Here is a 24,515-nt window from a genome sequence, read left to right as displayed (position 1 = left end):
CACGCCATGACGCGCCAGGTAGTCCGGCGATGCCACCACGACGCGGCGCACATGGCCGACGCGGATCGCGCTCAGGCTCGAATCCTGCAGGTTGGCGATGCGCACCGCGATGTCGAAGCCATCCTCGATCAGGTTGGTGACGCGATCGATCAGCAGCAGGCGGGCGCTCACCGCCGGATGCAGGTTGAGGAAGTCCTGCACCAGCGGCGCCACATGGATGCGGCCGAACATCTGCGAGGCGGTGATGCTCAGTTCGCCGCGCGGCTCGCCATGCTCGCCGAGGACCGAGGCTTCGGCCTCGGCCAGTTCGGCGAGAATCCGGCGGGCATCGGTCAGGAAGCGTGCGCCGGCTTCGGTCAGCCGCACATGCCGGGTGCTGCGCTGGAACAGGCTGGTGCCGAGCCGCTCCTCCAGGCTCGCCACCGCCCGGGTCACCGAGGGCGGCGACAGCCGCAGCTGCCGCGCCGCCTCGGCGAAGCCGGCTTTCTCGGCAACCGCGATGAAGATGCGCATGGCGTCCAGCCGGTCCATGGCATTATTTCATAATCTGAAATAGTGACTTGCGAAAGCGGGTTATTCTGTTTTCCAGAGGAAATGCCAGATTGGCGGTGTCATCTTTAAACAAGGACCCCCGCCATGACCCTCCGCCTGCACCGTTTCGCCCTCTCCGGCCATGCCCATCGCGCCGAACTCTTCCTCGCCCTGCTCGGCCTGAAGGCCGAGCTGGTCGATGTCGACCTGCGCGGCGGCGAACACAAGCAGCCGGCCTTCCTGGCCATGAACAGCTTCGGCCAGGTGCCGGTGCTGGAAGACGGCGACACTGTCATTTCCGACAGCAATGCCATCCTGGTCTATCTCGCCAGCCGCTATGACAAGGATCGCCGCTGGCTGCCCGTCGATCCGGCGCAGGCGGCGCAGGTGCAGCGCTGGCTCTCGGTCGCCGCAGGGCAATTGGCGAGCGGGCCGGCGGCAGCGCGCATGGTGACACTGTTCAAGGCGCCGCTCGATCACGACCGCGCCAAGGCTATCGCAGCACAGCTCTTCGCCGTGTTGGAACAGCATCTGGCGCAGCAGGCCTTCCTGGTGGGGAACGCGCCGACGATTGCCGATGTGGCGCTGTATTCCTACACCGCGCATGCGCCCGAGGGCGGCGTGTCGCTGCAGCCCTGGCCGCATATCCGCGCCTGGCTCGCCCGCATCGAGGCGCTGCCCGGTTTCGTGCCGATGCCCAAGACCGCGATGGCGGCCTAGCGATGGGCCGTTTCCATGAAGGCGAGCAGGCGCTGCAGCGGCGGGTGAGTCCGGTGCTGCAGCAGCGCATGCAGAAGACGGCGGAAGTCGTGCTGCGCGACTTCATGCCCGAGCAGCATCGCGATTTCTTCGCCCTGCTGCCGACGCTGGTGGTCGGCAGCGTCGACGAGCGCGGCCGGCCCTGGGCCTCGATGCTGGCCGGCCGGCCGGGCTTCGTGCTGTCGCCCGATCCGGTGACGCTGCATGTGGCAGCGAAGCCGGTGGCGGGCGATCTGCTGCAGCATCACCTGCGGCCCGGCGCGCCGCTCGGCATCCTCGGCCTGCAGCCCGAAACGCGGCGGCGCAACCGCATGAACGGCCGCGTCACCGCCCTGGACGACAGCGGTTTCACGGTTCATGTCGAGCAGAGTTTCGGCAACTGCCCGCAATATATCCAGGCCCGCGCGCCGCGCCTGGTCGGCACCGCCGGCCAGCCGCCGCGCCGGCCGGAAGGCGCGCTGCTGTCGGATCGCGCCGCCGCCATGATCGCGGCAGCCGACACTTTCTTCATCGCCACCCATGCAAGCGGCGAAGGCGTCGACGTGTCGCATCGCGGCGGCAAGCCGGGCTTCGTCAAGGTCGAGCAGCGCGACGGCATCAGCGTGCTGACCGCACCGGATTTCCGCGGCAACAATTTTTTCAACACGCTGGGCAATATCGCGCTGGATGCGCGCGCCGGTATCCTGGTGGTGGATTATGCCACCGGCGACCTGCTGCAGTTGACCGCGCGGGCCGAACTGATCTGGGACGGGCCGGAGGTGGAGGCCTTCGAAGGCGCGCTGCGCCTGCTGCGCCTGCATGTCACGGAAGGCCAGATCATCGAAGGCGGCCTCCCCTTACGCTGGAGCGACCCGGCCTATGCGCCGCAGCTGATCGAAACGGGCAGCTGGGCCTAATCCCCCGCGGCCGACAGCACGGCCACCGTCTCGCCGGTGGCCTTTTCTTCTTCTTCGCGGGCCTGCTGCTGCTTCTGCCACAGCGCCGCATAAAGCCCGTCCTGCGCCAGCAGGGCCTGATGGCGGCCGCGTTCGGCGATGCGGCCTTCATCGAGCACGATGATCTCATCAGCATCCACCACAGTGGACAGCCGGTGCGCGATCACCAGCGTGGTGCAGCCTTCGGCGGCGGCGCTCAGCGCGGCCTGGATCTCGCGTTCGGTATGGGTGTCGAGCGCCGAGGTCGCTTCGTCGAATACCATGATCTTCGGATTCTTCAGCAGCGCGCGGGCGATCGCCACGCGCTGCTTCTCGCCGCCCGACAGCTTCAGGCCGCGTTCGCCCACCATCGTCTGCATACCGTCCGGCAGGCGCGCGATCAGGTGATCGAGCTGCGCCAGCTTTGCTGCCTCGGCCACATCGGCGTCGCTGGCCTCAACCCGGCCGTAGCGGATGTTGTAGAGAATCGTGTCGTTGAACAGCACAGTATCCTGCGGCACGATGCCGATGCATTTGCGCAAGCTGAGCTGCGTGACCTCGCGGATATCCTGGCCGTCGATTCTGATGCTGCCGCCGCCGATGTCGTAGAAGCGGTAGAGCAGGCGCGACAGTGTCGACTTGCCCGCACCCGACGCGCCGACCACGGCGACCTTGCGGCCCGGCGCGATACGGAAACTGACGCCGCTCAGAATCTCGCGGCGCGGATCGTAGGCAAAGCGCACCTCGTCAAAGACAACTTCGCCGCGCTCGACCGACAGCGCCGGGGCGCCCGGCCTGTCCTGCACCTCCTGCGGCACGTCGAGCAGCTTGAACATCGCCTCCATGTCGATCAGGCCCTGCTTGATCTCGCGATAGGCGAAGCCGAGGAAATTGAGCGGCAGGTAGAGCTGGATCAGATAGGCATTGACCACGACCAGGTCGCCGAGCGTCATGGTTTTGTCGCGCACGCCGAGCACGGCGAGGCTCATCACCGCGATCAGCCCAACGGCGATGATGGCGCCCTGGCCGAGATTGAGATAGGCCAGCGAGGTCTGGCTTTTCACCGCGGCGCGCTCGTAGCGCATCATGGCATCGTCGAAGCGATGCGCCTCATGCGCCTCGTTGGTGAAATACTTCACCGTCTCGTAGTTGAGCAGGCTGTCGACCGCACGGGTATTGGCGCGCTGGTCCTCGTCGTTCATCTGGCGGCGGTATTTGGTGCGCCATTCGGTGATCGCCAGAGTATAGAAGATATAGCCGCCGATGGTGGCCACCGTGATGGCGGCAAAGGCCCAGCCGTAGAGCCACCACAGCACACCGCCGACCAGGCCGATCTCGACCAGCGTCGGCACGATGTTGAAGGTCATGAACTGCAGCACGAACTGGATGCCCTTGGTGCCGCGTTCGATCACGCGGGACAGGCCGCCGGTCTGGCGTTCCAGGTGAAAGCGCAGCGACAGCGCATGCAGGTGATTGAAGGTTTCCAGCGCCAGATTGCGGATGGCGGCCTGCGCCACCTTGGCAAAGACCGCATCGCGCAGTTCGCCGAAGCCCTGGGCCAGCATGCGGGCGATGCCATAGGCCAGCACCATGCCGAGTACCGCGCCAATCGCCAATTGGTCCGCGCTGAGGCCACGGTCGAGCAGATCGACCGCCTGCTTGAAGAAATACGGCACCGTGACATTGACCAGCTTGGCCAGCAGCAGGAAGACGAAGGCAATCACCACCCGCCGGCGCAGGTCGGGGCGCCCCGTCGGCCAGAGTCGCGGAATCAGCAAGGCGGCTAGCGATTTTTTCAAGGTGGTCATGGCTGGGCAGACATTCGGGGCTGGACTAGGCTGGGCGGACTGAGGCGGGGCATGCCGGTCGGGGCGCTACTTGTTTGAACAGGGGCCCGAGCGTATCGTCTGCCCCGATTATAGCGCGTGTCCTTTTTTTCCGGCAGGGAGCAGTCTGATGAAAGTGGTGAGCTTCGTCCGTAATGGCAAGAGCTCGTATGGCGTCGTCAGCGGTGACGGCATCGTCGATATGGGCGCCAGGCTGGGCGCCAAATACCCCGACCTGGTGGCCGTGCTGAAGGCCGGTGCGCTGGCCGAGGTGGAGGCGGCAGCGAAAGGTGTTGCTGCAGATGCGAAGCTGGCCGGCACCACGCTGCTGCCGGTGATTCCCAATCCGGGCAAGATCGTCTGCGTCGGCGTCAATTACGACGAGCACCGCCGCGAGATGGGCCGCGAACCGCCGGGCCATCCCACCATCTTCGTGCGCTTCCCGGAAAGCCAGGTTGCCCATGACCAGCCCCTGCTGAAGCCTGCCGAATCCGACAAGCTGGATTACGAAGCCGAACTGGCCGTGATCATCGGCAAGACCGGCTACAAGGTGAGCGAAGCCGACGCGTTTTCCATCGTCGCCGGCTACAGCTGCTACAACGACGGCTCGGTGCGCGACTGGCAGACCCATACCGGCCAGTTCACCCCGGGCAAGAACTTCAACGCCACCGGCGGCTTCGGCCCGTGGATGGTGACGGCGGACGAAATCCCCGATGCCCAGGCGCTGGCGATCCAGAGCCGCCTGAACGGCCAGGTGATGCAGTCTTCCAACACCGAGCTGATGACCTTTAACATCCGCAAGATCATCAAGTATGTGACCACCTTCACGCCGCTGCAGCCTGGCGACGTGATCGCCACCGGCACCCCGGGCGGCGTCGGCACCAAGCGCAACCCGCCAGTCTACATGAAGGATGGCGACATCATCGAGATCGAGATCGAGAAGGTCGGCCTGCTGCGCAATCCGGTGAAGAACGGGTAAGCGGGTACAAAATTCCAGTTTACGACAGCGCGGCGCCTGAAAGCGTCGCGCTTTTTCTTTCCCATAAACCGTCATGCTCGGCCTTGTGCCGAGCATCCATCTGCCCCATCCCGCATGTCATGACCACGGGATGGACCCTCGGGACAAGCCCGAGGGTGACGGCAGAGTTCTAACGAGCCTCGACGCCAATAGCGTCGGCTACTGACCTGAACCCATCCCGCTTCAGCAGGGCCGCCAGGTCGCGCTTGATGCGCGACACCAGCCCCGGCCCTTCATAGACCAGCGCCGAATACAGCTGCACGGCAGAGGCGCCGGCGCGGATCTTGGCATAGGCCTGCGCGCCCGACGCAATACCGCCGACGCCGATCAGCGGCAGTCGGCCGCCGACATGGGCATAAAGCTGTTTCAGCACGGCCGTGGACTGCGCGAACAATGGCGCGCCGGAGAGCCCGCCGGTTTCGCCGCGACTGGGGCTGCGCAGACTGTCCGGCCGCGCAATCGTGGTGTTGGTGGCGACGATGCCGTCGAGTTTGAACTGCAGCGCCAGTTCGGCCACCGCCTGGATGTCTTCATCGGCCAGATCTGGCGCGATCTTCACCAGCAGAGGCGTTTTCAGCCTGTCATGCAGCGGCTGCAGCCGCGCCAGCAGGGCGGCCAGCTCCTCGCGGCCCTGCAGGTTGCGCAGACCCGGCGTGTTTGGCGACGACACATTGACCACGGCGAAATCGACCAGAGGCGCCAGGCGTTCGTAGGAAATCGCATAATCGCCGGGCCGGTCGGCGCTGTCCTTGTTGGCGCCGAGATTGGCCCCCACCACGCCCGGCCGCCCCCTGCGCGCCGCCAGCCGCTGCGCGGCGACGTCCAGCCCTTCGTTGTTGAAGCCCATGCGGTTGATCACCGCGCGATCTTCAGGAAGACGGAACACGCGCGGGCGCGGATTGCCCGGCTGCGGTTTCGGCGTGACACCGCCGACCTCGACGAAGCCGAAGCCGAGCCGCAGCATGGCATCGGGCACCTCGGCATTCTTGTCGAAACCGGCCGCCAGCCCGACCGGGTTGGACAGGCGTTTGCCGAACAGCGTGGTGGCCAGCACCGGATCGTCGGCAGCCGGCGGCGGCAACGGGGCGCAGCGCAGCAGTTTTAGCGTGGCACGATGCGCGGTCTCGGCATCGACATGGCGAACCAGCGGGAAGACCAGATTGCGATACAGGCTCATGAGACGTTCTCCGGCGCCGGCAGGGCGCGGGTTTCGACCGGTTCGCCACCCAGCAGCGGATAAGCTGTTTCCCGCATGATACAGGCCTGATGCAACGATACGTCAATCTGCAGCGGCAAGGCCGCCACTTTTGCCGCGAAATCCGCCGGCAGCTGCGCCGGCTGCGCATAGCGCGCCAGCGTCATGTGGATCATGTCGTAATCCGGCGTGCCTCCCGGCGGCTGTGGCACGTCGGCGCGCAGCATGCGGCGCAGGCTCCAGACCGCATCGTCCGGTTCGGCGATGGCGATCACCGCCGTGGGCGTGGCGCGCAGCTGGCGGAAATGCAGCAGGGTGGCCGGCTGGGCATCACACCAGCGGCGAAACACGGCCAGGGCCTGTTCGCCATGCTGTGCCCACCAGGCATCCTTGTCGAAATCAGAGCGCACCGGCGCGATGGCATAGAGTGAGAGATGGAACGTTTCGGGCGGCGCCACCAGCAGGCGGTCGGCGGACCCGGCAATGGTGGCGACCTGCCGCAGCACCTGCAGGCAGGCGTCGCGCGCCACCGGGTCCAGCATCGCCATGACGGTGTAGGAGACCAGCGGGCGGTTCCAGAAAGGGTCTCGCAGGAAACCGCTCACGGCATGGACTCCGGAAAGACATGCCGGCCGGCCGGTCCGAGCGGCAGGGTTTCGACGCGATGCACGGCCGATACCGGCAGCGCGCCGTAGAGATGCGGAAACAGCGCGCCGCCGCGACTGGGTTCCCATTTAAGCGGGGATGCGAGGGCCTGCTCATGCACGAAAAGCAGCAGCAGGTCGGTCTTGCCGGCATAATGCTTCGCCGCGGTTTCGGCCGCCTGGCTGGCGGTGGAGAAATGGATGAAGCCGTCGCGGAGATCATGCGCGGTGCCGGCAAAGGCACCGGCAGTCTGCGCCGCGGCCCAGTCGGTTTCCGAGATGATGCGGTAGATCACGGTCATCGGCTGGAAATAGCATGATCCGGCCGCAACCGGGAGCCTTCCGGAAAAACTCCGTCATCCTCGGGCTTGTCCCGAGGATCCATCCCAACCCTCCGCGCATCGGAACACGCAGATGGACCCTCGGGACAAGCCCGAGGGTGACGATGTGGTGTACGTTCTCGCTCACTTCGCCCGTCCGGTGCTCTTCTCGAAGCTGCGTAAGCCCGCCATGCCGAGCATGGCGAGTACCAGCTCGAACAGGCTGTCGATCTGGATCTCCGGTGGTTTGAGGCCGGGCGACCACAGGGCCGCCGCCCAGAGGAACAGCGGATGGCCGAGATAGGCCCAGCCGACGCCGGCGGCGCAGATCCAGCCCACGGCGGGCCGCCAGCCGGCAACAAACACCGAGCGGTGTGCCGCCTCGATCTTGTTCAGCTCATGCTCGAACTGGCGGACGAAGGATTGTTCAATCGTCGGCGTCATCAGACGCTCCTTTCGTCAAAGTTATCGGGGCCGGTTGTCCGGCCGGGTTCATGCGGCCCGCGGCGTTATCCCGCTGAAATAAACGGGGCGCCGTCGCCGCCGCGCCGGCCGGCCGCGCCGGAAAAGCCCGGTTCGCGGTTGTCGGTTGGCGGGAATGTCGTCGGCCGGCATCTGCGGTGCCACGATGGAGCGACCATCGCGGCTGTCGCGAGCGCCAGCCGTACGCGATCAGCCCGGGTACAGCCTCTTGAAGCCGTCGGTCACCTTGGCGAGGAACTCGGGGTCGCGTTTCTTCCAGTAGCGCGGGTCGCGCATCATGCCGACCAGCTGATCTTCATTGAGTGCGGGATCGCCGCCGCCTTCGCCGCGGGTCAGTGCCGGATCGCCGTTCTGCATCATCGATTCCAGCGCCACGATACCCTCGTAGGACGATGCGAGTGCGTTGAAGACCGGCTCGGGCAGATTGCGGCGACCCCAGGCTTCGAGCGCGCGCGCCGTCTCGGCAAAACGCGCTTCGCTGCCATAGCGCTGCATCAGGCGATCACGTTCGCCGCGCAGGCGGTATTCGCCGGCCATGCGATGCAGCTGCGGCACCACGTGGTCGCAGGCCAGATCGTAGACCAGCTGCGCCTGGGCAGGTGTGAAGCCCGCTTCGTGCAGGCGGCGGTTGACATCCGGATCGGTCGACAGCGCAGGATTGCCGAGTGTGATCTCGTAGCCATCGGGTGAGTCCGGCACACCGAGGGCGCGATGGAAACGCAGCCGCGCATCTTCGTCGCCGTCGTCGCCGGGCAGGACCACCATGCCGGCCAGCTTCTGCTCCAGCGCGCGATAGGATTTCAGCAGCAGATCGGTGCGCAGCGCACCCGTCTGCGGGTCGCGGAATTTCTCCGGCACGGCATCGATGCCCGCATCGTCATGCGTTTCTGCATCAAGCAGGTTGGCTGTCATCGCATTTCCCTTTCCCAATATCTCTTCACTGATCCTGAAATGTTCCGATAAACTTCACGAGCCGAGCTGCCCGCGCGTCACCAGCTGCGCGATATAGGCGGCGAGATGACGCTGGCCTTCGAGATGCCGCAGTTCGGCATCGCTGCAATCAGGTGCCGGGCGCCGCTCGATGGTGATGCGGCGCAGATGCGCCAGCACGCGTTCACCGTCATTGCCGCGGAAACAGCGCGCAAACGCCGCGGTGAGATCACCCTGCATCGGATCGGTCATTGTCTCACTCATTGCACCGCGCCTGTCGTCTGCTGGGCACCGGCCAGCTGCTGCAGCATCTGCTGCAGTTGCGGGGCGGCCCCGGTAAGAGTCTGGGCCAGTTGCTGCGGCAGGGCCGCGCCGCCGCCCGCCGGTGCTTCGCCGGCCTCGATCAGGAATTCGCCCGGCACGCCGAGCGTGCGGCCGAGCCAGCGTGCCACGGCGACGGTATCGACCACCTGCAATGCCGCCGGCCCGAGCGCCTGCAGCTGCTGCAGCCAGGTCAGCACGCTCTGAACGTCGCCCTGGGCCTGCAGCCGCGCCAGTGGCGACTGCTGCACCAATGCGACTTCACGGCCATCGAGGGCAAAGCGCGGAATTTCGCCGCGCCGCTGCAGGATGGCGACGCTGCGCAGCACCAGCGGCGTGAGCAGTTCGGACTGCAGCCGTCCGAAGGTGGCGCCGAGCTGGCGCGCCATCTCGGCGGCGCGTTCCATCACTTCCGTTGCCGTCATGCGCGGCGCATCGATCTGGCCGAGCCGGTCGGCCAGCAGGGCATGACGGATGCGGGCACGCAGGTCGTCGAGCACGATCTGCGAAATGTCGAACCGGCCTGGCGCGGCCAGCGGCGTCAGACCCGAGGAGCCGACCGCCTTGGGAATGATGGCGCCGGGCACCAGTTTCACATTGGCCGGGTTGAGTACGCCGTCATCGTCGGCCTGCCAGATACCGGTGACAGCGATCGAGGCATTCTTGAGCACGAGTTCGACCACCTTGTTCGCCGTCTTGATATCGGGCAGCGCCTTCATCACCGGCGAGCGGCCATAGACCTCGCCCGGCGCCTTGAGCCAGCGGAAGGCAATGAAGGGAGGCTGCTCGAAGCGACCCGCGCCGAGCAGGCTGGCATCCTCATTCAGCGCGCCATCTTCCAGGACGGTGGCAAACAGATAGCCATATTGCGGTGCCGGTGCCGGCAGCAGGCAATCGAGCAGGCCGAGCCTTGCATCCGGCTCGCGCTGACGCCGCGTGGTGAACCAGGCCTGTTGCTCCAGTACCGGATAACGCTGGCCGAGCTGTTCCAGCGTCAGTTCCTGGCGACGGAACACGATATCGAGCCGGCCGCTGCCGCTTTCATCAAGCGCCAGATCGTTCAGCGGCACGGCACTGAAGCGAAAGGCACTCGCCTCACCCAGTGGCGCTTCCTCACAGGCGAGGCAGGCTGTACCGGCAACCACGAGATCGAGCATCGCCTGGTGCAGCTCCACGGCGAGATTGCTGCGATCGAACTGGGCCTGCAGCAATTCAGCAGCACGATCCAGTTCGCCGGCCATGGCGCCGTGATTTTCCTGCGGCACGTCGCGGCCGGGCCGGAACGCGAACCAGCGCGACCAGGGCGGCGTGAGCTGCGCCAGCAAAGTTGCAGCGAGCTGCTCGGCGGCATCGGCAGCCGTGGCATCGAACAGGCGTTCGTTGACGCGGCTGGCATTGCCACCTCCGCCCAGGCCACCGGAAAGACCACCGGGGCGCCGCGCCGGCAGGGAATAGTCGTAGCAGTCCTGCCACAGCGCTTCCCAGGCGCCACGCTGACCGCGGATTCGCTCGTAGCGGCGGCGCAGTGCTTCGGGACGCAGCGGATCGTGCTCAGGCTTTTGCGCGACTGTCATGTGATCGTGTCTCGGCATGGGACCTGTCCTCATTCGCCGAGCAGGCGCTTGCCCGCCTTGCCGGTGAGGGTTTCGGTGTTGGGGTCATCGACGCCACGCCAAGAGGTGGCGATGGTCTCGCCCTGGGAGCGGCGGCGGCGTTCGCGCGCCGCCTTCTCCGCCAGCTCGGCCTCGCTCTCGGTCGGTTCCGGCGCGGGGGGCGGCGGGGGCGGAGGCGGCGGCGGTGACGGAGAGCTGAAAATCCCACCCATGGCGGCAAATCCCTTTTAAATATCGACTTCTGGTGTTTGCTATTTGTTCCTATCGAAAAGGAATATAGAACGAAACAAATCCATCGTCAAGGCATATTTTCCGCAAATGCAGAAATAGTTCCCATGGCGTTCTTATAGACCAGCTTTGCAAACCGATCAGCCGCTTGACCACTTCGACACAGGAAAACGGCAGCGGCGGCGCCAGCCGGCGCGGCGGCTGCAGGACCGGCACGGTCAGGGCGCATTGCCCCAGGCCGCGCAGATGCGTCGCCAGGTCCGCATCCGCAGGCCAGTCGTAAAATCCTTTTATTTCAGTCATATATGCCAAAGGGTCGATGCCCACCCAGCCGCCTGGCATGGCCATATAGGCATAGCAGTGACGAAAGCCCGGCTTGAGCCGGCGCAGCTTCGGCAGACGGGTTTCCTCGGCAAAGACCACCACCGCCCGGTCCGGTCGGGCGGGGACGAGCGCAGCCGGAGCTGGCGATTGAAATCCCGGTTTAGCTGGATTTTCGCTCATCTGTTTCACATCCAGACCCGATGCGAGCAGAACACAGGCGTTATTCGCGCCTAAAGAGACATCATATTTCCCTATATGTTCTCATGTCAAACGCGTAATCAGAGAATATTCCTGTAGGCAAATCCACCGATTTGCAAGACAATCTTCCCATGCTGACACATCGTGCGATCTGGGCCGCCATCGACGGTCTTGCCGACCGCTATGGCCTCACGGCCTCGGGACTGGCCCGCAAGGCCGGACTCGACCCCACCACCTTCAATCGCTCCAAGCGTATCTCGCGCGATGGCAAGCAGCGCTGGCCCTCGACGGAATCGATCGCCAAGGTGATCGAGGCGACCGGTGCCAGCGTGCCGGAGTTCATGGATCTGCTGAGCGAATCCGGTGGTGTGCCGCGCAGCACCCAGCGCGTGCCGCTGATCGGCCTGGCCCAGGCCGGCAAGGATGGCTATTTCGACGATGCCGGTTTCCCGACCGGCGAAGGCTGGGAGAAGGTCCCCTTCCCGGAGATCGGCGATCCGCAGGCCTATGCGCTGGAGATCAGCGGCGACAGCATGCTGCCGGTCTATCGCGACGGCGATATCGTCATCGTCTCGCCGGCCGCCAATGTGCGGCGCGGCGATCGCGTGATCGCCAAGACCGTGCAGGGCGAAGTGATGTGCAAGCTGCTGTCGCGCCGCACGCTGACCCGCATCGAGCTGGCCTCGTTCAATCCCGCCTATCCCGAACGCGGCTTCGACGTGCAGGATATTGCCTGGATCGCCCGCATTGTCTGGGCGGCGCAATAGATCGCGCAATGGACCCGGCGGCACCGACCCGGCGGCACGTCACGCAAGGCTTGCTGCAGACCGCTGCGACTCTGGGCTTCCTGCGACTGGCACTGGGCAGCAACGCTTTTGCCGCCGCCGTCAAACCGCTGACTGAGGCATGGGCGGGCGGCGTGGCCGATCTTGCCCGCGATTTCCGGCAGCGCAGCCTGTCGCCGCTGCAATGGCAGCAGGCCATTGCCGGACTGAATGCAACAGTGCCGATCCATGAACTGCTGTCCTATATCGATTTCGCACGACTGAAGACGGCGCTGGAAAGCAGAGGCCCAGGCGAGCATTTCGAGCGCGTGCGGCTGCCGCCGCTGGAAACCAGCGGCCAACGGATCTGGACGGCGATTTTCATCCTGCCGCAGGGCGATGCGATTCCGCCGCATGCCCATAACAACCTGGCCACCGCGCATCTGGTGCTGCAGGGCCGCTTCCGCGCCCGCACCTTCGACCGCGTGGAAGATGCTCCCGGCCGCATGGTGCTGAAACCGAATATGGATGCCGTCTTCCATGTCGGTGAAACCGTCAGCATGTCGGACGATTGCGACAATGCGCACTGGTTTATTGCGGAAAACAGCCCGGTCTTCACCTTCGATGTCAGCCTCCGCTCACCCGACCTGCGGCAGTACCAGAATCCGACCGACCGCGATGGCCGCATCTTCATCGCGCCGGCCGATGGACGGCGCAACGACGGGCTGGTAGAGGCTGCAGTGATCGATTACGGCACCAGCCTGTCGCGTTTCGGCAAGGCCGCCAATTTCCTGATGTATCGATGACCGAGACAAGTCTCTCTGCTGCTCTGGGGCGACTGCCGGCGCTGGTCGCCGGCGGCGGTGTCGCCTGGTGGTTCGAGAACGGACATCTTGAGAAACTGTCGCCCGACGCCGCCGCGCGGCGGGCACGCGCCACGCCGCCGCTGCTGGTGCATGCCAAGGCAACGGCCGCGCGGCTCGGCGTCGAGCCCTTCGCGGCCTATGACCTGCTCGATCTCTTCGCTTTCGTGCGGCCGGCACGCTTCTGCCTGCCCACGCCGCATGGACTGCTGGCCCGCATCAATCTCGATGCCGCCGACGACGAGGAAGCCGCACAGTATCTGCATCACGCGGCGCAGCTGCTGCTGGAAGACTTGCCGCGCCAGCAGCCGCGCACGCTTCGCCGCTCCATGCGGCTGGCGCAGACGCTGCAGAAGGCCGGCTGGCCCTGGGCGCCCTATCTGCTGATGGCGCTGGGACCCGATGCGGCCAATGCGCCGAGCGGTGGCGCCGGCGGCCTGGATATCTGGCAGGAACTGCCCGAATGGGTGGATTACGCACCGCCGCCGCCGCCGGATACCCAGAGCGTATCGCCCGCGGAGGCACGCGAACGGCTGGCGCAGCTGCTCGGCACCACGGCCGAACTGCGCGAGACGCAGGCCGATTACGCTGCCACCGTGGCGCAGGCCTTCGCGCCGCGTGAAATGATCGGCATGCCGGAACTGGTGCTGGCCGAAGCCGGCACCGGCATCGGCAAGACACTGGGCTATATCGCGCCGGCCAGCGTCTGGGCCGAAAAGAACGGCGGCACGGTGTGGCTGTCGACCTACACCAAGAACCTGCAGCGCCAGCTCGATCACGAACTCGACCGCCTGTTCCCCAATGCAGCGGAAAAGCAGGGCAAGGTCGTCATCAGAAAGGGCCGCGAAAACTATCTCTGCCTGCTCAATCTCGAAGACGCGACACAGGGCGGCGCGGCGCGGCCGCAGGACCTGGTGCCGCTCAGCCTGATCGCGCGCTGGGCCGGCGCGACGCGCGACGGCGATCTGGCCGGCGGCGATTTCCCGGCCTGGGCCGCCGACCTGCATGGCCGCAACCGCACGCTGGGGCTGACCGACCAGCGCGGCGAATGCATACATGCCGGCTGTCCGCATTATCGCAAATGCTTCATCGAGCGCGCCGTGCGCAAATCGCGCAAGGCCGAGATGGTGATCGCCAATCATGCGCTGGTGATGATCCAGGCAGCGATGGGTGAAGACGATTCACAGAAACCGCTGCGCTACGTCTTCGACGAAGGCCACCACCTCTTTGAAGCAGCAGATAGTGCTTTCGCCGCACATCTCACCGGCATGGAAGGCGTCGACCTGCGGCGCTGGCTGCGCGGGCCCGAGGGCGGCCGGCGCAGCCGCGCGCGCGGCATTGCCAACCGCATCGGCGATCTGGTGGCGCAGGATGAACGCGGCAGGACCGCGCTGGAAGCCGTGGTGGAAGCGGCGCGCTGCCTGCCGGGCGAGGGCTGGCTCACGCGTTTGGGCGAGGGCAATGCCAACGGCCAGGGCGAGAAATTCCTGGCCCGGGCACGGCAGCAGATTCTGGCCCGCAGTGCGCAGCCGGATTCTCCCTATGGCCTAGAATGCCCGACCAGGGAGCCGGTCAGCGGCCTGATCGATGCCGCGCTGGACTTCGCCCGCGGCATCGAGCGCGTGCTGGAACCGCTCAACAGTCTGAGCAAATCCTTAAGCGACATGCTGGCCGACGAGACAGCCGAGCTGGATACGGCGACGCGGTCGCGCATCGAGGGTGCGCTGCGCGGCCTGCTGCGGCGGAAGCTGACTCTGGACGCGTGGCGCAGCATGCTGCTCGACCTGCAGACCGAAACGCCATCGACCTTCGTCGACTGGTTCGGGCTGGAACGCATTGATGGCCGCGATCTCGATCTCGGCCTCTATCGCCATTACCTCGATCCGATGCTGCCCTTCGCCGCTGCCGTGCTGAAACCCGCGCATGGCGTGGCGATCACGTCGGCCACCTTGCGCGATATTGCACCGGCCAAGACCGATGCCGCGCCGGAGGCAGCCTGGAACAGCGCCGAAATCCGCAGCGGCGCGCGCCACCTGCCGCAGCCGGCGCGCCGCGCGGCATTCCCATCGCCCTTCGACTATGCCAACCGCACACGCGTCTTCGTCGTGACCGATGTGCGCCGCGATGCGATGGACCAGGTGGCCGCCGCCTATCGCGAACTCTTCCTTGCATCGGGTGGCGGCGGGCTGGGACTCTTCACGGCGATCTTCCGCCTGCGCGCCGTGCAGAAACGCATCCTGCAGCCGCTCGCCGAAGCCGGCCTGCCATTATACGCGCAGCATGTCGATCCGCTGGATAACGCCACGCTGGTCGATATCTTCCGCGCCGAGGAGCATGCCTGCCTGCTCGGCACCGATGCGATGCGCGACGGCGTCGACGTGCCGGGCGCGTCTTTACGTCTTGCCGTCTTCGACCGCGTGCCATGGCCGCGACCTGACCTGCTGCACAAGGCGCGCAGGACGGCTTTCGGCGGCCAGGCCTATGACGACCTGCTCACGCGGCTGAAACTGAAGCAGGCCTATGGCCGCCTGCTGCGTCGTGCCGAGGATTACGGCGTCTTTGTCGTGCTGGATGCGCAGCTGCCGTCGCGCCTGCTCTCGGCTTTCCCGGCCAGCGTCGAGGTGCGCCGGCTCGGCATCAGGGAGGCCGTGGCGGAAACCGCGGCTTTTCTCAATACGATGCGGGCCGGCACTGGCGAACAGCAGAATCTGGCTTAATGTACCAGCGTCATCCTTTCGCCGCATTCTGCCGCTAGCCGAAAGCCTCCTGTTCCCACGCTTCCCGCCCCGAAGGCCACCCGCATATGTCGACCATCACGCCTCAGAATGCCCTGATCTATGCCATGGTGATTGCCGCCGTGGCCGACGGCAAACTGAAGGATACGGAAGTTTCCGCCATCGACGCTGCCGTGCGCCATCTGCCAATCTTCCGCGGTTACGGCCTTGATGCCATGCAGGTGGCGGTCGGCGACTGCGTCGCCCTTCTGGATCAGGACGACGGCGTCGATGCAGCGCTGGGCCTGGTGAAGGAAGCGCTGCCGGCCGACTGGTGCGAGACGGCTTACGCGCTGGCCTGCGATATCGTTGCCGTGGATGGCCATGGCCGGCAGGAAGAACTGCGCTGGCTGGAAATGCTGCGCCATGAACTGCGCGTCGAGCGCCTGCATGCCGCCGCCATCGAACGCGGCGCCGGCGTGCGCTACAAGCGCCTGCCGGGCGACCTGTCCAAGGCCTGAACCGATCCGCTTATTCTGCCGCGCTGCGCAGCGCCGTCACCGCCAGCGCGCTGCCCTTGGGCACGATCAGCGGAATGGCGCGCGACCCGATCCGCACGCTTGCCGGCAGCCTGGCGGCAATATCGCCATCGGCCTGCACAGGCTCGCCATCGGCGCCTGAGATCGTCACCTCGCGGCCGCGCACCAGTTCGATCTCCGGCAGCTTCTGCAGCAGGCCCAGCGTCAGGGCGACCGTGGCGCGCAGCGCGCCGATGCGGCCGCCCATCCTGAACAGGCAGATTTCGAAAGCCGGATCGTCGAGCCGTGCATGCGGCGCGCAGACGAATTTGCCACCATAGAAATGCCCCTTGGCAACGACGGCTGAGGCGCAGTCATACTCTTTGCCGTCGATGCTGACGCGATAGCGCGGCACTTTGTAGGCGGCAAGCTGGCGCAGGCTTTCGACCACATAGGCGCCCTTGCCGAGCCAGCGCTTCAGCTGCGGCGGCAGGTCGGCCACCACATGCGCATCGAAACCGACGCCGGCCATGATGGTGAAGAGGCGATCGTTGACGAAGCCCGGCCAGATCTGCGCCTGCGGTCCATGCAGCACCGCCTGCATGACAGAGGGCGGATCGAGCGGCAGACCGATTTCCATCGCCAGCACATTTGCCGTGCCCAGCGGAAAAATCCCGAGCGGCGCGCTCAGTTGCGGCAGGCCGTTGGCCACTTCGCCGATGGTGCCGTCGCCGCCGGCGGCCACCACCGCATCGTATCGCTCCGACACCCCCTCGGCGGCAAAGGCCTCGGCATCGCCGCGTTTGGTGGTGGGGCGGAATTCCACCGCGCAGCCGGAATCCTCCAGCAGGTCGAGATAGGCCTCCAGCCGGGCACGCTTGCGCCGGCCGAGCTGGCCGGCACCGGCGGTCGGGTTGTAGATCACCAGCAGACGCCGGCGGTAGGTCGCATGCTGGGATGCAGGCATGGCGGCCCGGATAGCAGATTTTCGCCCCCGGCGGCAGGGACGGTTTTATGACAGGGCGCCACCGGCCCTGCCTTTATCATACGATCGTATGCTAAGCCGAATGCATGACATGGTATGCGATTCGGCTTGTCCTGTTGCTGGCGCTGCTGTCAGGCCCGGTTCTGGCCCAGACCGGCGCCGCTACAGTCCTGGATGGCGATACGCTCAAGATCGCCGGGGTGAATTACCGCCTGCATGGCATCGACGCCCCGGAAAAAGCCCAGCGCTGCCAACGGGATGGCCTGGACTGGCTGTGCGGCCAGGAGGCTGCCGGCCACCTGCGGGGCCTGATCCGCGGCCAGGTGGTAACCTGCGCCGAAAAAGACCGTGACCGCTATGGCCGGGTGGTGGCGGTCTGCTCGGCCGGCGGGACCGACCTGAACCGCGCCATGGTGCGGGCCGGGCTGGCCTGGGCCTACCTGGCCTACAGCCGGGACTATGAGTCGGCCGAGTGGGAGGCCCAGATATTAGGGACCGGCATCTGGGCCCCGACGGCGCAGGCTGAACCGGCCTGGGACTGGCGGCGGGAGCGCCGCGCCAAACCGCCGCAAAACCCGCCCCGAATCCGGGGTTGACAGCCCCTTTGCCCCGGCTATAGTGCGCCCCTCGAATTCAGGCGGCGCCGGACGGCTGGCGCTGCCGCTTTCTTATGGAATATCAACATGTTCGCAGTGATCAAGACCGGCGGTAAGCAGTATAAGGTGGCAGCGGGCGACGTGCTCGAGGTCGAACTGGTCGCCGGCGAAGCGGGCGACAAGATCGAATTCGGCCAGGTGCTTGCCATCGGCAACGGCGGCGACGTCAAGCTGGGCAAGGCCATCGAAGGCGCCAAGGTGAAGGCTGAAGTGGTGGGTCTGACCCGCGGCCCGAAGCTGATCATCTTCAAGAAGCGCCGCCGGCAGAATTCGCGCCGCAAGAACGGCCATCGCCAGCGCTACACCGCGGTGAAGATCCTCGAGATCGCCGCCTGAGCGCGCGACTAAAGATTTAAGGAGATACCCTCATGGCACATAAAAAAGCTGGCGGCTCTTCGCGTAACGGTCGCGATTCAGAGTCCAAGCGCCTCGGCGTCAAGAAGTACGGCAGCGAAGCTGTCGTCGCCGGCAACATCATCGTGCGCCAGCGCGGCACCAAGGTGCATGCCGGCAAGAACGTCGGCATGGGCAAGGATCACACCCTGTTCGCCACGGCCGACGGCAAGGTGAAGTTCCACGAGGGCAAGGGCAGCCGCTCGTATGTTTCGGTGCTGCCGCCGGAGGCGTGATACCACGCGCCTTTCCCGCAAGCATCACAATCGATCAAGGGGAATGGCGCAGGCCATTCCCCTTTTTCGTTTCTGCACCTTTCATTTCTGCTCGTCTGTGAACCCCGATGAAATTTCTCGATCAGGCCAAGGTCTTTGTTGAAAGCGGACAGGGCGGACCCGGTTCCGTCAGCTTCCGGCGCGAGAAGTTCATCGAATACGGCGGACCGGACGGCGGCAATGGCGGCAAGGGCGGCGATGTCTGGGCCGAATGCGTTGATGGTCTCAACACGCTGATCGACTACCGCTATCAGCAGCATTTCCGCGCCGCCCGTGGCGGCCATGGTTCGGGCCGCCAGCGTTCCGGTGCCAATTCCGACGACGTGATCCTCAAGGTGCCAAAGGGCACGCAGATTTTCGCCGAGGATAACGAGACGCTGATCGCCGACCTGACCGAAATCGGCCAAAGAGTATTGCTGTGCAAGGGCGGCGATGGCGGCTTCGGCAACGAGCATTTCAAGTCGGCCACCAACCGCGCGCCGCGCCGCGCCGATGCCGGCTGGCCCGGCGAGGAAAAGTGGATCTGGCTGCGGCTCAAGCTGATCGCCGATGCCGGCCTGGTCGGCCTGCCCAATGCCGGCAAATCCACCTTCCTGAGCCGCGTGTCGCGCGCCAAGCCCAAGATCGCCGATTATCCTTTTACGACGCTCAAACCGCAGCTCGGCGTCGTAAAAGCCAATGACAAGGAATTCGTGCTGGCCGATCTGCCCGGCCTGATCGAGGGCGCCGCCGAAGGCGCCGGTCTCGGCCATCGCTTCCTCGGCCATGTCGAGCGCTGCGCCGTAATCCTGCATCTGCTGGATGGCACGGCGGAAGATCCGGTCAGGGACTGGAAGCTGGTCCGCAAGGAGCTGAAGGCCTATGGCGGCGGCCTCGACAAGAAGCTTGAGATCATCGGCCTGAACAAGATCGACGCGATCCCGGCCGACGAGCTGAAAGAAAAAATGACCAAGCTGAAGCGCGCGGCGAAGCGGCCCGTTTTTGCCCTCTCCGGTGTCACCGGCGAAGGTGTCGAAGCCGTCACCACGCAGCTCTTTGCCATCATTGCCGAGGCGCGCGCCGCCGAAAAGGCGGCCGCAGGAATCGAAGTTGGCGAAGTCGAGACCGGTGATGCGTAACGGCCTCGAGAAGTCGAAACGCATTGTCATCAAGGTCGGCTCGTCGCTGCTGGTCGATGCCGACAGGAATGTGCTGCGCGACAGCTGGCTTGCCGCGCTGGTCGACGACATCGCCAGGCTGCGCGCCGACGGCAAGGAGGTGCTGGTGGTGTCGTCCGGCGCCATCGCGCTCGGCCGACGCATCCTCGGCCTGAACGGCAAGGCCCTGCGGCTGGAGGAAAGCCAGGCCGCCGCCGCCGCCGGCCAGATTCGACTGTCTTCCGCCTGGCAGGATGCACTGGCGAAACACGATCTGAAAACCGCGCAGCTGTTGCTGACACTGGGCGACACCGAATCGCGCCGGCATTACCTGAATGCGCGCGAAACCGTGAACACGTTGCTGAAACTCGGCACCGTGCCGGTGGTCAACGAGAACGACACCGTGGCGACCGCCGAAATCCGCTTCGGCGACAATGATCGGCTGGCCGCCCGCGTGGCGCAGATGATCTCGGCCGACTGCCTGGTGCTGCTGTCGGATATCGACGGACTCTACACCGCCGATCCCGGCGTCGACGCCAGTGCGAAATTCCTGTCGGAAATCGAAGCGATCACACCGGAGATCGAGGCGATGGCCGGCGTGTCGCGCTCGGGCCTTGGCCGCGGCGGCATGATCACCAAGATCGTCGCCGCCAAGATCGCGGTCGGCGCCGGCTGCGCCATGGTGATCGCCAACGGCAAACAGATGCACCCGGTGCAGAGCGTGCGTGATGGCGGACGCTGCACCTGGTTCCATGCCCATTCGACGCCGGCAGCCGCGCGCAAGCAGTGGATCGCCGGTCACCTCAATCCGCAGGGCACGCTGACGCTGGATGATGGCGCGGTAAAGGCGCTGCGTTCCGGCCGCTCTCTGCTACCCGCCGGCATCACCGCGGTTGAGGGGCATTTCCAGCGCGGCGACCTGGTGCGCGTATGCGCTGCTGACGGCGCCGAAATCGCAGTTGGACTTTCGGCTTATGCCGATGAGGATGCGCGCCGCATCAAGGGGCATAAATCCGGCGACATCGAAGAGATTCTCGGCTACCGTGGCCGCGACGAAATGATCCACCGCGACGAACTGGTGCTGCGATGACGGCCCATACTTCCATCGCTGATACAGGCGCAATCACCGATACGGCATCGCTGATGAACCAGATGGGTGCGGCGGCCAAGGCAGCTGCGCGCATGCTGGCCACCGCGCCGACCGCGCAGAAGAATGTCGCCCTGAAAGCCGCCGCCGCCGCGTTGCGCGCCAATGAGCGGAAAATTCTCGCCGCCAATGCGCAGGATATGGCGGCCGGCAAGGCAAAGGGGCTGACTGCTGCCCTGCTCGACCGCCTGATGCTGGATGGCGGGCGCGTCGCCGCCATCGCGCGGGGGCTGGACGAAATCGCCGACCTGGCCGATCCGGTCGGCGGCGTGATCGCCAGCTGGACAAGGCCCAATGGTCTTAAATTCGAACGCGTGCGCACGCCGCTCGGCGTGATCGGCGTGATCTATGAAAGCCGTCCGAATGTCACCGCCGATGCCGGCGGGCTCTGCCTGAAGGCCGGTAATGCCTGCATCCTGCGCGGCGGTTCGGAAAGCTTCCAGTCCAGCATGGCGATTCATGCCAGCCTGGTCGAAGGCCTGAAAGCCGCTGGCCTGCCGGCAGAGTCAATCCAGCTGGTGCCCACCACCGACCGCGCCATGGTCGGCGCCATGCTGACGGCGGCGACCTGGCTGGATGTGATCGTGCCACGCGGCGGCAAGTCGCTGGTCGCCCGCGTGCAGAGCGAGAGCCGCGTGCCGGTCTTCGCGCATCTGGAAGGCAACTGCCATGTCTATGTCGAGGCCAGTGCCGACATCGAGATGGCCAGGCAGATCGTGCTGAATGCCAAGCTGCGCCGCACCGGCGTCTGCGGCGCCGCCGAAACCCTGCTGGTCGAGCGGGCCGCCGTGCAGACACATCTGGCGCCGCTGGTCAGCATGCTGCTGGAGGCCGGCTGCGAGGTGCGCGGCGATGCCGAGACGCAAAAGGTGGATGCGCGCGTGAAGCCGGCCACCGAGACCGACTGGGCCACCGAATATCTCGATGCCATCATCGCGGTGCGCGTCGTCGACGGCCTGGATGCCGCCATCGAGCATATCGCCACCCATGGCTCCAGCCATACCGAAGCGATCCTGACAGAAGATGCCGCCCATGCGGCCGATTTCATGAACCGGCTCGACAGCGCCATCCTGCTGCACAATGCCTCGACGCAGTTTGCCGATGGCGGCGAGTTCGGTTTCGGCGCCGAGATCGGCATCGCCACCGGCAAGATGCATGCGCGCGGGCCGGTCGGCGTCGAACAGCTCACCACGTTCAAATACCGCGTGCACGGCAACGGACAGATCCGGCCCTGATCATGGCTGTCCAGGCCATAACGACGGAGCATTCAAGCCCCGCATGATTCCGCCTCTCGGTTCGTCCATCGGCCTGCGCATCGGCCTGCTCGGCGGTTCGTTCAACCCCGCCCATGCGGCCCATCGCGAGATCAGTCTGACCGCTTTGCACCGGCTCAAGCTCGACCAGGTCTGGTGGCTGGTCAGCCCGCAGAATCCGCTCAAACCCTTGCGCGGCATGGCGCCGCTGGATAAACGCCTGGGCCAGGCTCATGCGATTGCGGCGCATCCGCGCATCCTGGTCACCGCCGTCGAAACCCGCCTCGGCACACAGTATACGGCGGATACCCTGGCGGCCCTGCGCCGGCACTACCCGCAGGCACGGTTTGTCTGGCTGATGGGAGCCGACAATCTCGCCCAGTTCCATCGCTGGCAGGACTGGCGGGGCATCGCGCACACAATGCCGATTGCCGTGCTGGACCGCCCGGGCTTCAATCTGACCGCCCCGCAGGGCCCGGCCGGCCAATGGCTGTCGCGGCACCGCGTGGCGCGCTATGATGCAGCCGCCCTGCCGGGCAAGGCCGCACCGGCCTTTCTGCTGCTGAAGTCCAAGCTCAATCCCCTGTCGGCCACGGCGATCCGGCAAAAGACAAAGGTGAGGCCATCACGATGAAGAGCTTTCTCGTTGCCTATGACTTCGGCACCGGTGGCCTCTGGGCAATCCTGAATGCCGAGAGCAAGGACCAGATCACCAGGCGGTTCCCCGACCTGACGATCCTGGAGCAACGGCCGGACACAATGTCGGAAGCGGATTACAGCCGCATCACGGCGCAGGAAACCTACAGCCTGGGCGGGCCGCTGCCGCAATGGCTGGCCGATCTCGACAAACCCTGATAGCGCCGAAAATCGCCTGAACGTCAGGTGACCCTGATGACCACCTTGCCGGTGGTCTTGCGCGACAGCAGCGCCTGCATCGCCTGCGGCACCTGATCGAGCGCGAAGCTCTGCGAGACATGCGGCTTCAGTTTTCCATGCTCGTACAAGGCTAGCAGGGCTGCAAAATTGGCGCGGTTCTTTTCCGGCTCGCGCCCGGCAAAGGCGCCCCAGAAGACACCGACAATGCTGCAGCCCTTGATCAGTGCCAGGTTGGCCGGCGCTTCCGGGATGCGACCTGAGGCGAAACCGACCACCAGCAGACGGCCATCCCAGTTGATGCAACGGAGTGACTGGTCGAAGGCATCGCCACCGACCGCATCGTAGATCACGTCGGCGCCATTGCCGCCGGTGAGTTCCTTGACGCGATCCTTGATGCTTTCCTTCGAGTAATTGATCACATGCGCGGCGCCATACTCTTTGACGATGGCGACCTTTTCATCCGACCCCACGGTGCCGATCACCGTGGCGCCGAGTTCGCGGCCGAGTTCGACGGCATTGAGTCCGACGCCGCCGGCGGCACCATGCACCAGCAGCACCTCGCCGGCCTTGAGCCGGCCGCGATCGACCAGCGCGTGATAGGTGGTGCCGTAGGTGATCGGAAAACCGGCCGCGATTTCGTAGGGCATGCTGGCCGGAATCTTGAACACATTGGCCGCCGCACAGTTCATCTGCTCGGCGAAGGCGCCGTTGCTGGTGGTCGCCATCACACGGTCGCCAACCTTCAGATCGGTCACCTTCTCGCCGATGGCGACGATCTCGCCGCCACATTCCATGCCGGGCGCGAAGGGGAAGGCAGGCTTGACCTGGTATTTGTTGGCGATGATCAGCGTGTCGGGAAAATTCAGCCCTGCCGCATGGACCTTGATACGCACGTCCTTCGGGCCAAGTGCGGGCAGCGCCAGCTCCTTGAGCTGCAGGCTTTCCGGCCCGCCCCAGGCTTCGCAGACCATCGCCTTCACGTTGATTGCCGACATCCTGTTCACTCCCTGAATTCTCGATTTTTATCGTGCTGCAGATACAGAAATGGCGCCGACTTGCATCGGCGCCATATCGAAGCCCCGGTTATTTCGGGGCCATGACCATGGTCATCTGCCGCCCTTCCATCTTGGGCGTCTGTTCCATCTTGGCCTTCTCGCCGAGATCCTCGCGCACGCGGTCGAGCAGCTTCATGCCCAACTCCTGGTGCGCCATCTCGCGGCCACGGAAGCGCAGGGTCACCTTGACCTTGTCGCCTTCTTCGAGGAACCGCACCATCGCCCGCATCTTCACGTCATAGTCATGCGTGTCGATCATCGGACGCAGCTTGATCTCTTTCAGCTCGATGATTTTCTGCTTCTTGCGCGCCTCGGCGGCCTTCTTCTGCGCCTCGTACTTGTACTTGCCGTAATCGAGAATCTTGGCGACGGGCGGATCGGCGTTGGGCGAGATTTCGCAAAGATCGAGACCGGCCTCTTCGGCCAGGCGCAGGGCTTCACGGATGGAAACCACACCACGATTTTCGCCAACGGCGTCGATCAGGCGGACGTTCGGGACATCGATCTCGAAATTGACCCGCGGACCATCGGTTTTCGGCGCCGGCGGGGCATTGAACGGGGGACGGGCTATGACGC

General features: G+C 65.4%; 29 protein-coding genes. 15 read left to right on the top strand and 14 right to left on the bottom strand.

Features of this window, described 5'->3' with window-relative positions; all coding sequences use genetic code 11:
- Nucleotides 1-531: LysR family transcriptional regulator (locus OJJ21_RS13845; protein ID WP_297687164.1), on the bottom strand; the 531-nt coding region annotated here is incomplete at its 3' end.
- A gap of 105 nt (nt 532-636) precedes the next feature.
- Between OJJ21_RS13845 and OJJ21_RS13840 the strand changes: the two genes are divergently transcribed.
- Complete coding sequence (locus OJJ21_RS13840) at nt 637-1,251, top strand: glutathione S-transferase (RefSeq protein ID WP_297687163.1); 615 nt, start codon at nt 637-639, stop codon at nt 1,249-1,251.
- 2 nt (nt 1,252-1,253) lie between these two features.
- Nucleotides 1,254-2,186, top strand: coding sequence for a pyridoxamine 5'-phosphate oxidase family protein (locus tag OJJ21_RS13835; RefSeq protein WP_297687162.1), 933 nt, complete (start codon nt 1,254-1,256; stop codon nt 2,184-2,186).
- Here the strand turns inward: OJJ21_RS13835 and OJJ21_RS13830 are convergent.
- The gene (locus tag OJJ21_RS13830) at nt 2,183-4,012 is read right to left on the bottom strand and encodes an ABC transporter ATP-binding protein/permease (RefSeq protein WP_297687161.1); all 1,830 of its coding nucleotides are present in this window, start codon (nt 4,010-4,012) and stop codon (nt 2,183-2,185) included. The two genes, OJJ21_RS13835 and OJJ21_RS13830, sit on opposite strands and share 4 nt — an antisense overlap.
- Nucleotides 4,013-4,160: 148 nt before the next feature.
- On the opposite strand from OJJ21_RS13830, the gene OJJ21_RS13825 reads away from it, so the two are divergent.
- Nucleotides 4,161-5,009 (top strand): fumarylacetoacetate hydrolase family protein, encoded by an 849-nt coding sequence (locus OJJ21_RS13825; protein ID WP_297687160.1) that lies wholly within the window; start codon nt 4,161-4,163, stop codon nt 5,007-5,009.
- 169 nt (nt 5,010-5,178) lie between these two features.
- Here OJJ21_RS13825 and OJJ21_RS13820 read toward each other — a convergent pair whose 3' ends face one another.
- From OJJ21_RS13820 to OJJ21_RS13780, 9 genes are all read right to left on the bottom strand, one after another.
- On the bottom strand, nt 5,179-6,225 hold the full coding sequence (locus OJJ21_RS13820; protein ID WP_297687159.1) for a quinone-dependent dihydroorotate dehydrogenase: 1,047 nt from the start codon (nt 6,223-6,225) through the stop codon (nt 5,179-5,181).
- Nucleotides 6,222-6,848 (bottom strand): 2'-5' RNA ligase family protein, encoded by a 627-nt coding sequence (locus OJJ21_RS13815; protein WP_297687158.1) that lies wholly within the window; start codon nt 6,846-6,848, stop codon nt 6,222-6,224. The genes OJJ21_RS13820 and OJJ21_RS13815 overlap by 4 nt, the downstream gene beginning before the upstream one ends.
- Entirely contained in the window at nt 6,845-7,189 is a 345-nt protein-coding gene (locus tag OJJ21_RS13810) for a DUF952 domain-containing protein (protein ID WP_297687157.1), read from the bottom strand. Before OJJ21_RS13810 ends, OJJ21_RS13815 begins: the two co-directional genes overlap by 4 nt.
- 162 nt (nt 7,190-7,351) lie before the next feature.
- A complete protein-coding gene (locus OJJ21_RS13805; protein ID WP_297687156.1) occupies nt 7,352-7,651 on the bottom strand; it encodes a 3TM-type holin in 300 nt (99 codons plus the stop codon).
- 228 nt (nt 7,652-7,879) lie between these two features.
- Entirely contained in the window at nt 7,880-8,602 is a 723-nt protein-coding gene (locus tag OJJ21_RS13800; protein WP_297687155.1) for a hypothetical protein, read from the bottom strand.
- 54 nt (nt 8,603-8,656) lie between these two features.
- Complete coding sequence (locus OJJ21_RS13795; RefSeq protein WP_297687154.1) at nt 8,657-8,884, bottom strand: hypothetical protein; 228 nt, start codon at nt 8,882-8,884, stop codon at nt 8,657-8,659.
- Entirely contained in the window at nt 8,881-10,515 is a 1,635-nt protein-coding gene (locus OJJ21_RS13790) for a portal protein (protein WP_297687153.1), read from the bottom strand. The genes OJJ21_RS13795 and OJJ21_RS13790 overlap by 4 nt, the downstream gene beginning before the upstream one ends.
- 29 nt (nt 10,516-10,544) lie before the next feature.
- A complete protein-coding gene (locus OJJ21_RS13785; RefSeq protein WP_297687152.1) occupies nt 10,545-10,766 on the bottom strand; it encodes a hypothetical protein in 222 nt (73 codons plus the stop codon).
- Between the two features lie 49 nt (nt 10,767-10,815).
- Nucleotides 10,816-11,286: a hypothetical protein gene (locus OJJ21_RS13780; RefSeq protein WP_297687151.1), complete on the bottom strand. Its 471-nt coding sequence runs from the start codon at nt 11,284-11,286 to the stop codon at nt 10,816-10,818.
- 149 nt (nt 11,287-11,435) lie between these two features.
- Here OJJ21_RS13780 and OJJ21_RS13775 point away from each other — a divergent pair, with 149 nt between their 5' ends.
- From OJJ21_RS13775 to OJJ21_RS13760, 4 genes are all read left to right on the top strand, one after another.
- Nucleotides 11,436-12,071, top strand: coding sequence for a helix-turn-helix transcriptional regulator (locus OJJ21_RS13775; protein ID WP_297687150.1), 636 nt, complete (start codon nt 11,436-11,438; stop codon nt 12,069-12,071).
- 50 nt (nt 12,072-12,121) lie between these two features.
- The gene (locus OJJ21_RS13770) at nt 12,122-12,874 is read left to right on the top strand and encodes a hypothetical protein (RefSeq protein WP_297687149.1); all 753 of its coding nucleotides are present in this window, start codon (nt 12,122-12,124) and stop codon (nt 12,872-12,874) included.
- Nucleotides 12,871-15,648: an ATP-dependent DNA helicase gene (locus tag OJJ21_RS13765; RefSeq protein WP_297687148.1), complete on the top strand. Its 2,778-nt coding sequence runs from the start codon at nt 12,871-12,873 to the stop codon at nt 15,646-15,648. The genes OJJ21_RS13770 and OJJ21_RS13765 overlap by 4 nt, the downstream gene beginning before the upstream one ends.
- A gap of 86 nt (nt 15,649-15,734) precedes the next feature.
- Entirely contained in the window at nt 15,735-16,166 is a 432-nt protein-coding gene (locus tag OJJ21_RS13760; RefSeq protein ID WP_297687147.1) for a tellurite resistance TerB family protein, read from the top strand.
- A gap of 10 nt (nt 16,167-16,176) precedes the next feature.
- Here the strand turns inward: OJJ21_RS13760 and OJJ21_RS13755 are convergent, their stop codons facing one another.
- Nucleotides 16,177-17,130, bottom strand: a complete 954-nt coding sequence (locus OJJ21_RS13755; RefSeq protein WP_297687146.1) for a diacylglycerol kinase family protein — start codon at nt 17,128-17,130, stop codon at nt 16,177-16,179.
- A gap of 104 nt (nt 17,131-17,234) precedes the next feature.
- Between OJJ21_RS13755 and OJJ21_RS13750 the strand changes: the two genes are divergently transcribed.
- From OJJ21_RS13750 to OJJ21_RS13715, 8 genes are all read left to right on the top strand, one after another.
- The gene (locus OJJ21_RS13750; RefSeq protein ID WP_297687145.1) at nt 17,235-17,744 is read left to right on the top strand and encodes a thermonuclease family protein; all 510 of its coding nucleotides are present in this window, start codon (nt 17,235-17,237) and stop codon (nt 17,742-17,744) included.
- A gap of 87 nt (nt 17,745-17,831) precedes the next feature.
- Nucleotides 17,832-18,140 carry a 50S ribosomal protein L21 gene (gene rplU / locus OJJ21_RS13745; RefSeq protein ID WP_297687144.1) on the top strand — a complete coding sequence of 103 codons (309 nt, stop codon included), beginning with the start codon at nt 17,832-17,834 and terminating at the stop codon, nt 18,138-18,140.
- 32 nt (nt 18,141-18,172) lie between these two features.
- A complete protein-coding gene (rpmA, locus tag OJJ21_RS13740; protein WP_297687143.1) occupies nt 18,173-18,433 on the top strand; it encodes a 50S ribosomal protein L27 in 261 nt (86 codons plus the stop codon).
- Between the two features lie 107 nt (nt 18,434-18,540).
- The gene (gene obgE, locus OJJ21_RS13735; protein WP_297687142.1) at nt 18,541-19,590 is read left to right on the top strand and encodes a GTPase ObgE; all 1,050 of its coding nucleotides are present in this window, start codon (nt 18,541-18,543) and stop codon (nt 19,588-19,590) included.
- The gene (proB, locus tag OJJ21_RS13730; protein WP_297687167.1) at nt 19,583-20,698 is read left to right on the top strand and encodes a glutamate 5-kinase; all 1,116 of its coding nucleotides are present in this window, start codon (nt 19,583-19,585) and stop codon (nt 20,696-20,698) included. The genes obgE and proB overlap by 8 nt, the downstream gene beginning before the upstream one ends.
- Nucleotides 20,695-21,990, top strand: a complete 1,296-nt coding sequence (locus OJJ21_RS13725) for a glutamate-5-semialdehyde dehydrogenase (RefSeq protein ID WP_297687141.1) — start codon at nt 20,695-20,697, stop codon at nt 21,988-21,990. The genes proB and OJJ21_RS13725 overlap by 4 nt, the downstream gene beginning before the upstream one ends.
- 43 nt (nt 21,991-22,033) lie before the next feature.
- Nucleotides 22,034-22,642, top strand: a complete 609-nt coding sequence (locus tag OJJ21_RS13720; RefSeq protein ID WP_297687140.1) for a nicotinate-nucleotide adenylyltransferase — start codon at nt 22,034-22,036, stop codon at nt 22,640-22,642.
- Nucleotides 22,639-22,863 carry a hypothetical protein gene (locus OJJ21_RS13715; RefSeq protein WP_297687139.1) on the top strand — a complete coding sequence of 75 codons (225 nt, stop codon included), beginning with the start codon at nt 22,639-22,641 and terminating at the stop codon, nt 22,861-22,863. The genes OJJ21_RS13720 and OJJ21_RS13715 overlap by 4 nt, the downstream gene beginning before the upstream one ends.
- A gap of 23 nt (nt 22,864-22,886) precedes the next feature.
- Here OJJ21_RS13715 and OJJ21_RS13710 read toward each other — a convergent pair whose 3' ends face one another.
- A complete protein-coding gene (locus tag OJJ21_RS13710) occupies nt 22,887-23,864 on the bottom strand; it encodes an NADPH:quinone oxidoreductase family protein (RefSeq protein ID WP_366092986.1) in 978 nt (325 codons plus the stop codon).
- 103 nt (nt 23,865-23,967) lie between these two features.
- Nucleotides 23,968-24,510 (bottom strand): translation initiation factor IF-3, encoded by a 543-nt coding sequence (gene infC, locus OJJ21_RS13705; protein ID WP_297687166.1) that lies wholly within the window; start codon nt 24,508-24,510, stop codon nt 23,968-23,970.
- Nucleotides 24,511-24,515 lie beyond the last annotated feature (5 nt).

Source organism: Ferrovibrio sp., from assembly GCF_025869515.1.
Taxonomy (GTDB): domain Bacteria; phylum Pseudomonadota; class Alphaproteobacteria; order Ferrovibrionales; family Ferrovibrionaceae; genus Ferrovibrio.
The sequence above is the reverse complement of the archived record's forward strand: the minus strand, read 5'-3'. Positions and strand labels throughout refer to the sequence as shown.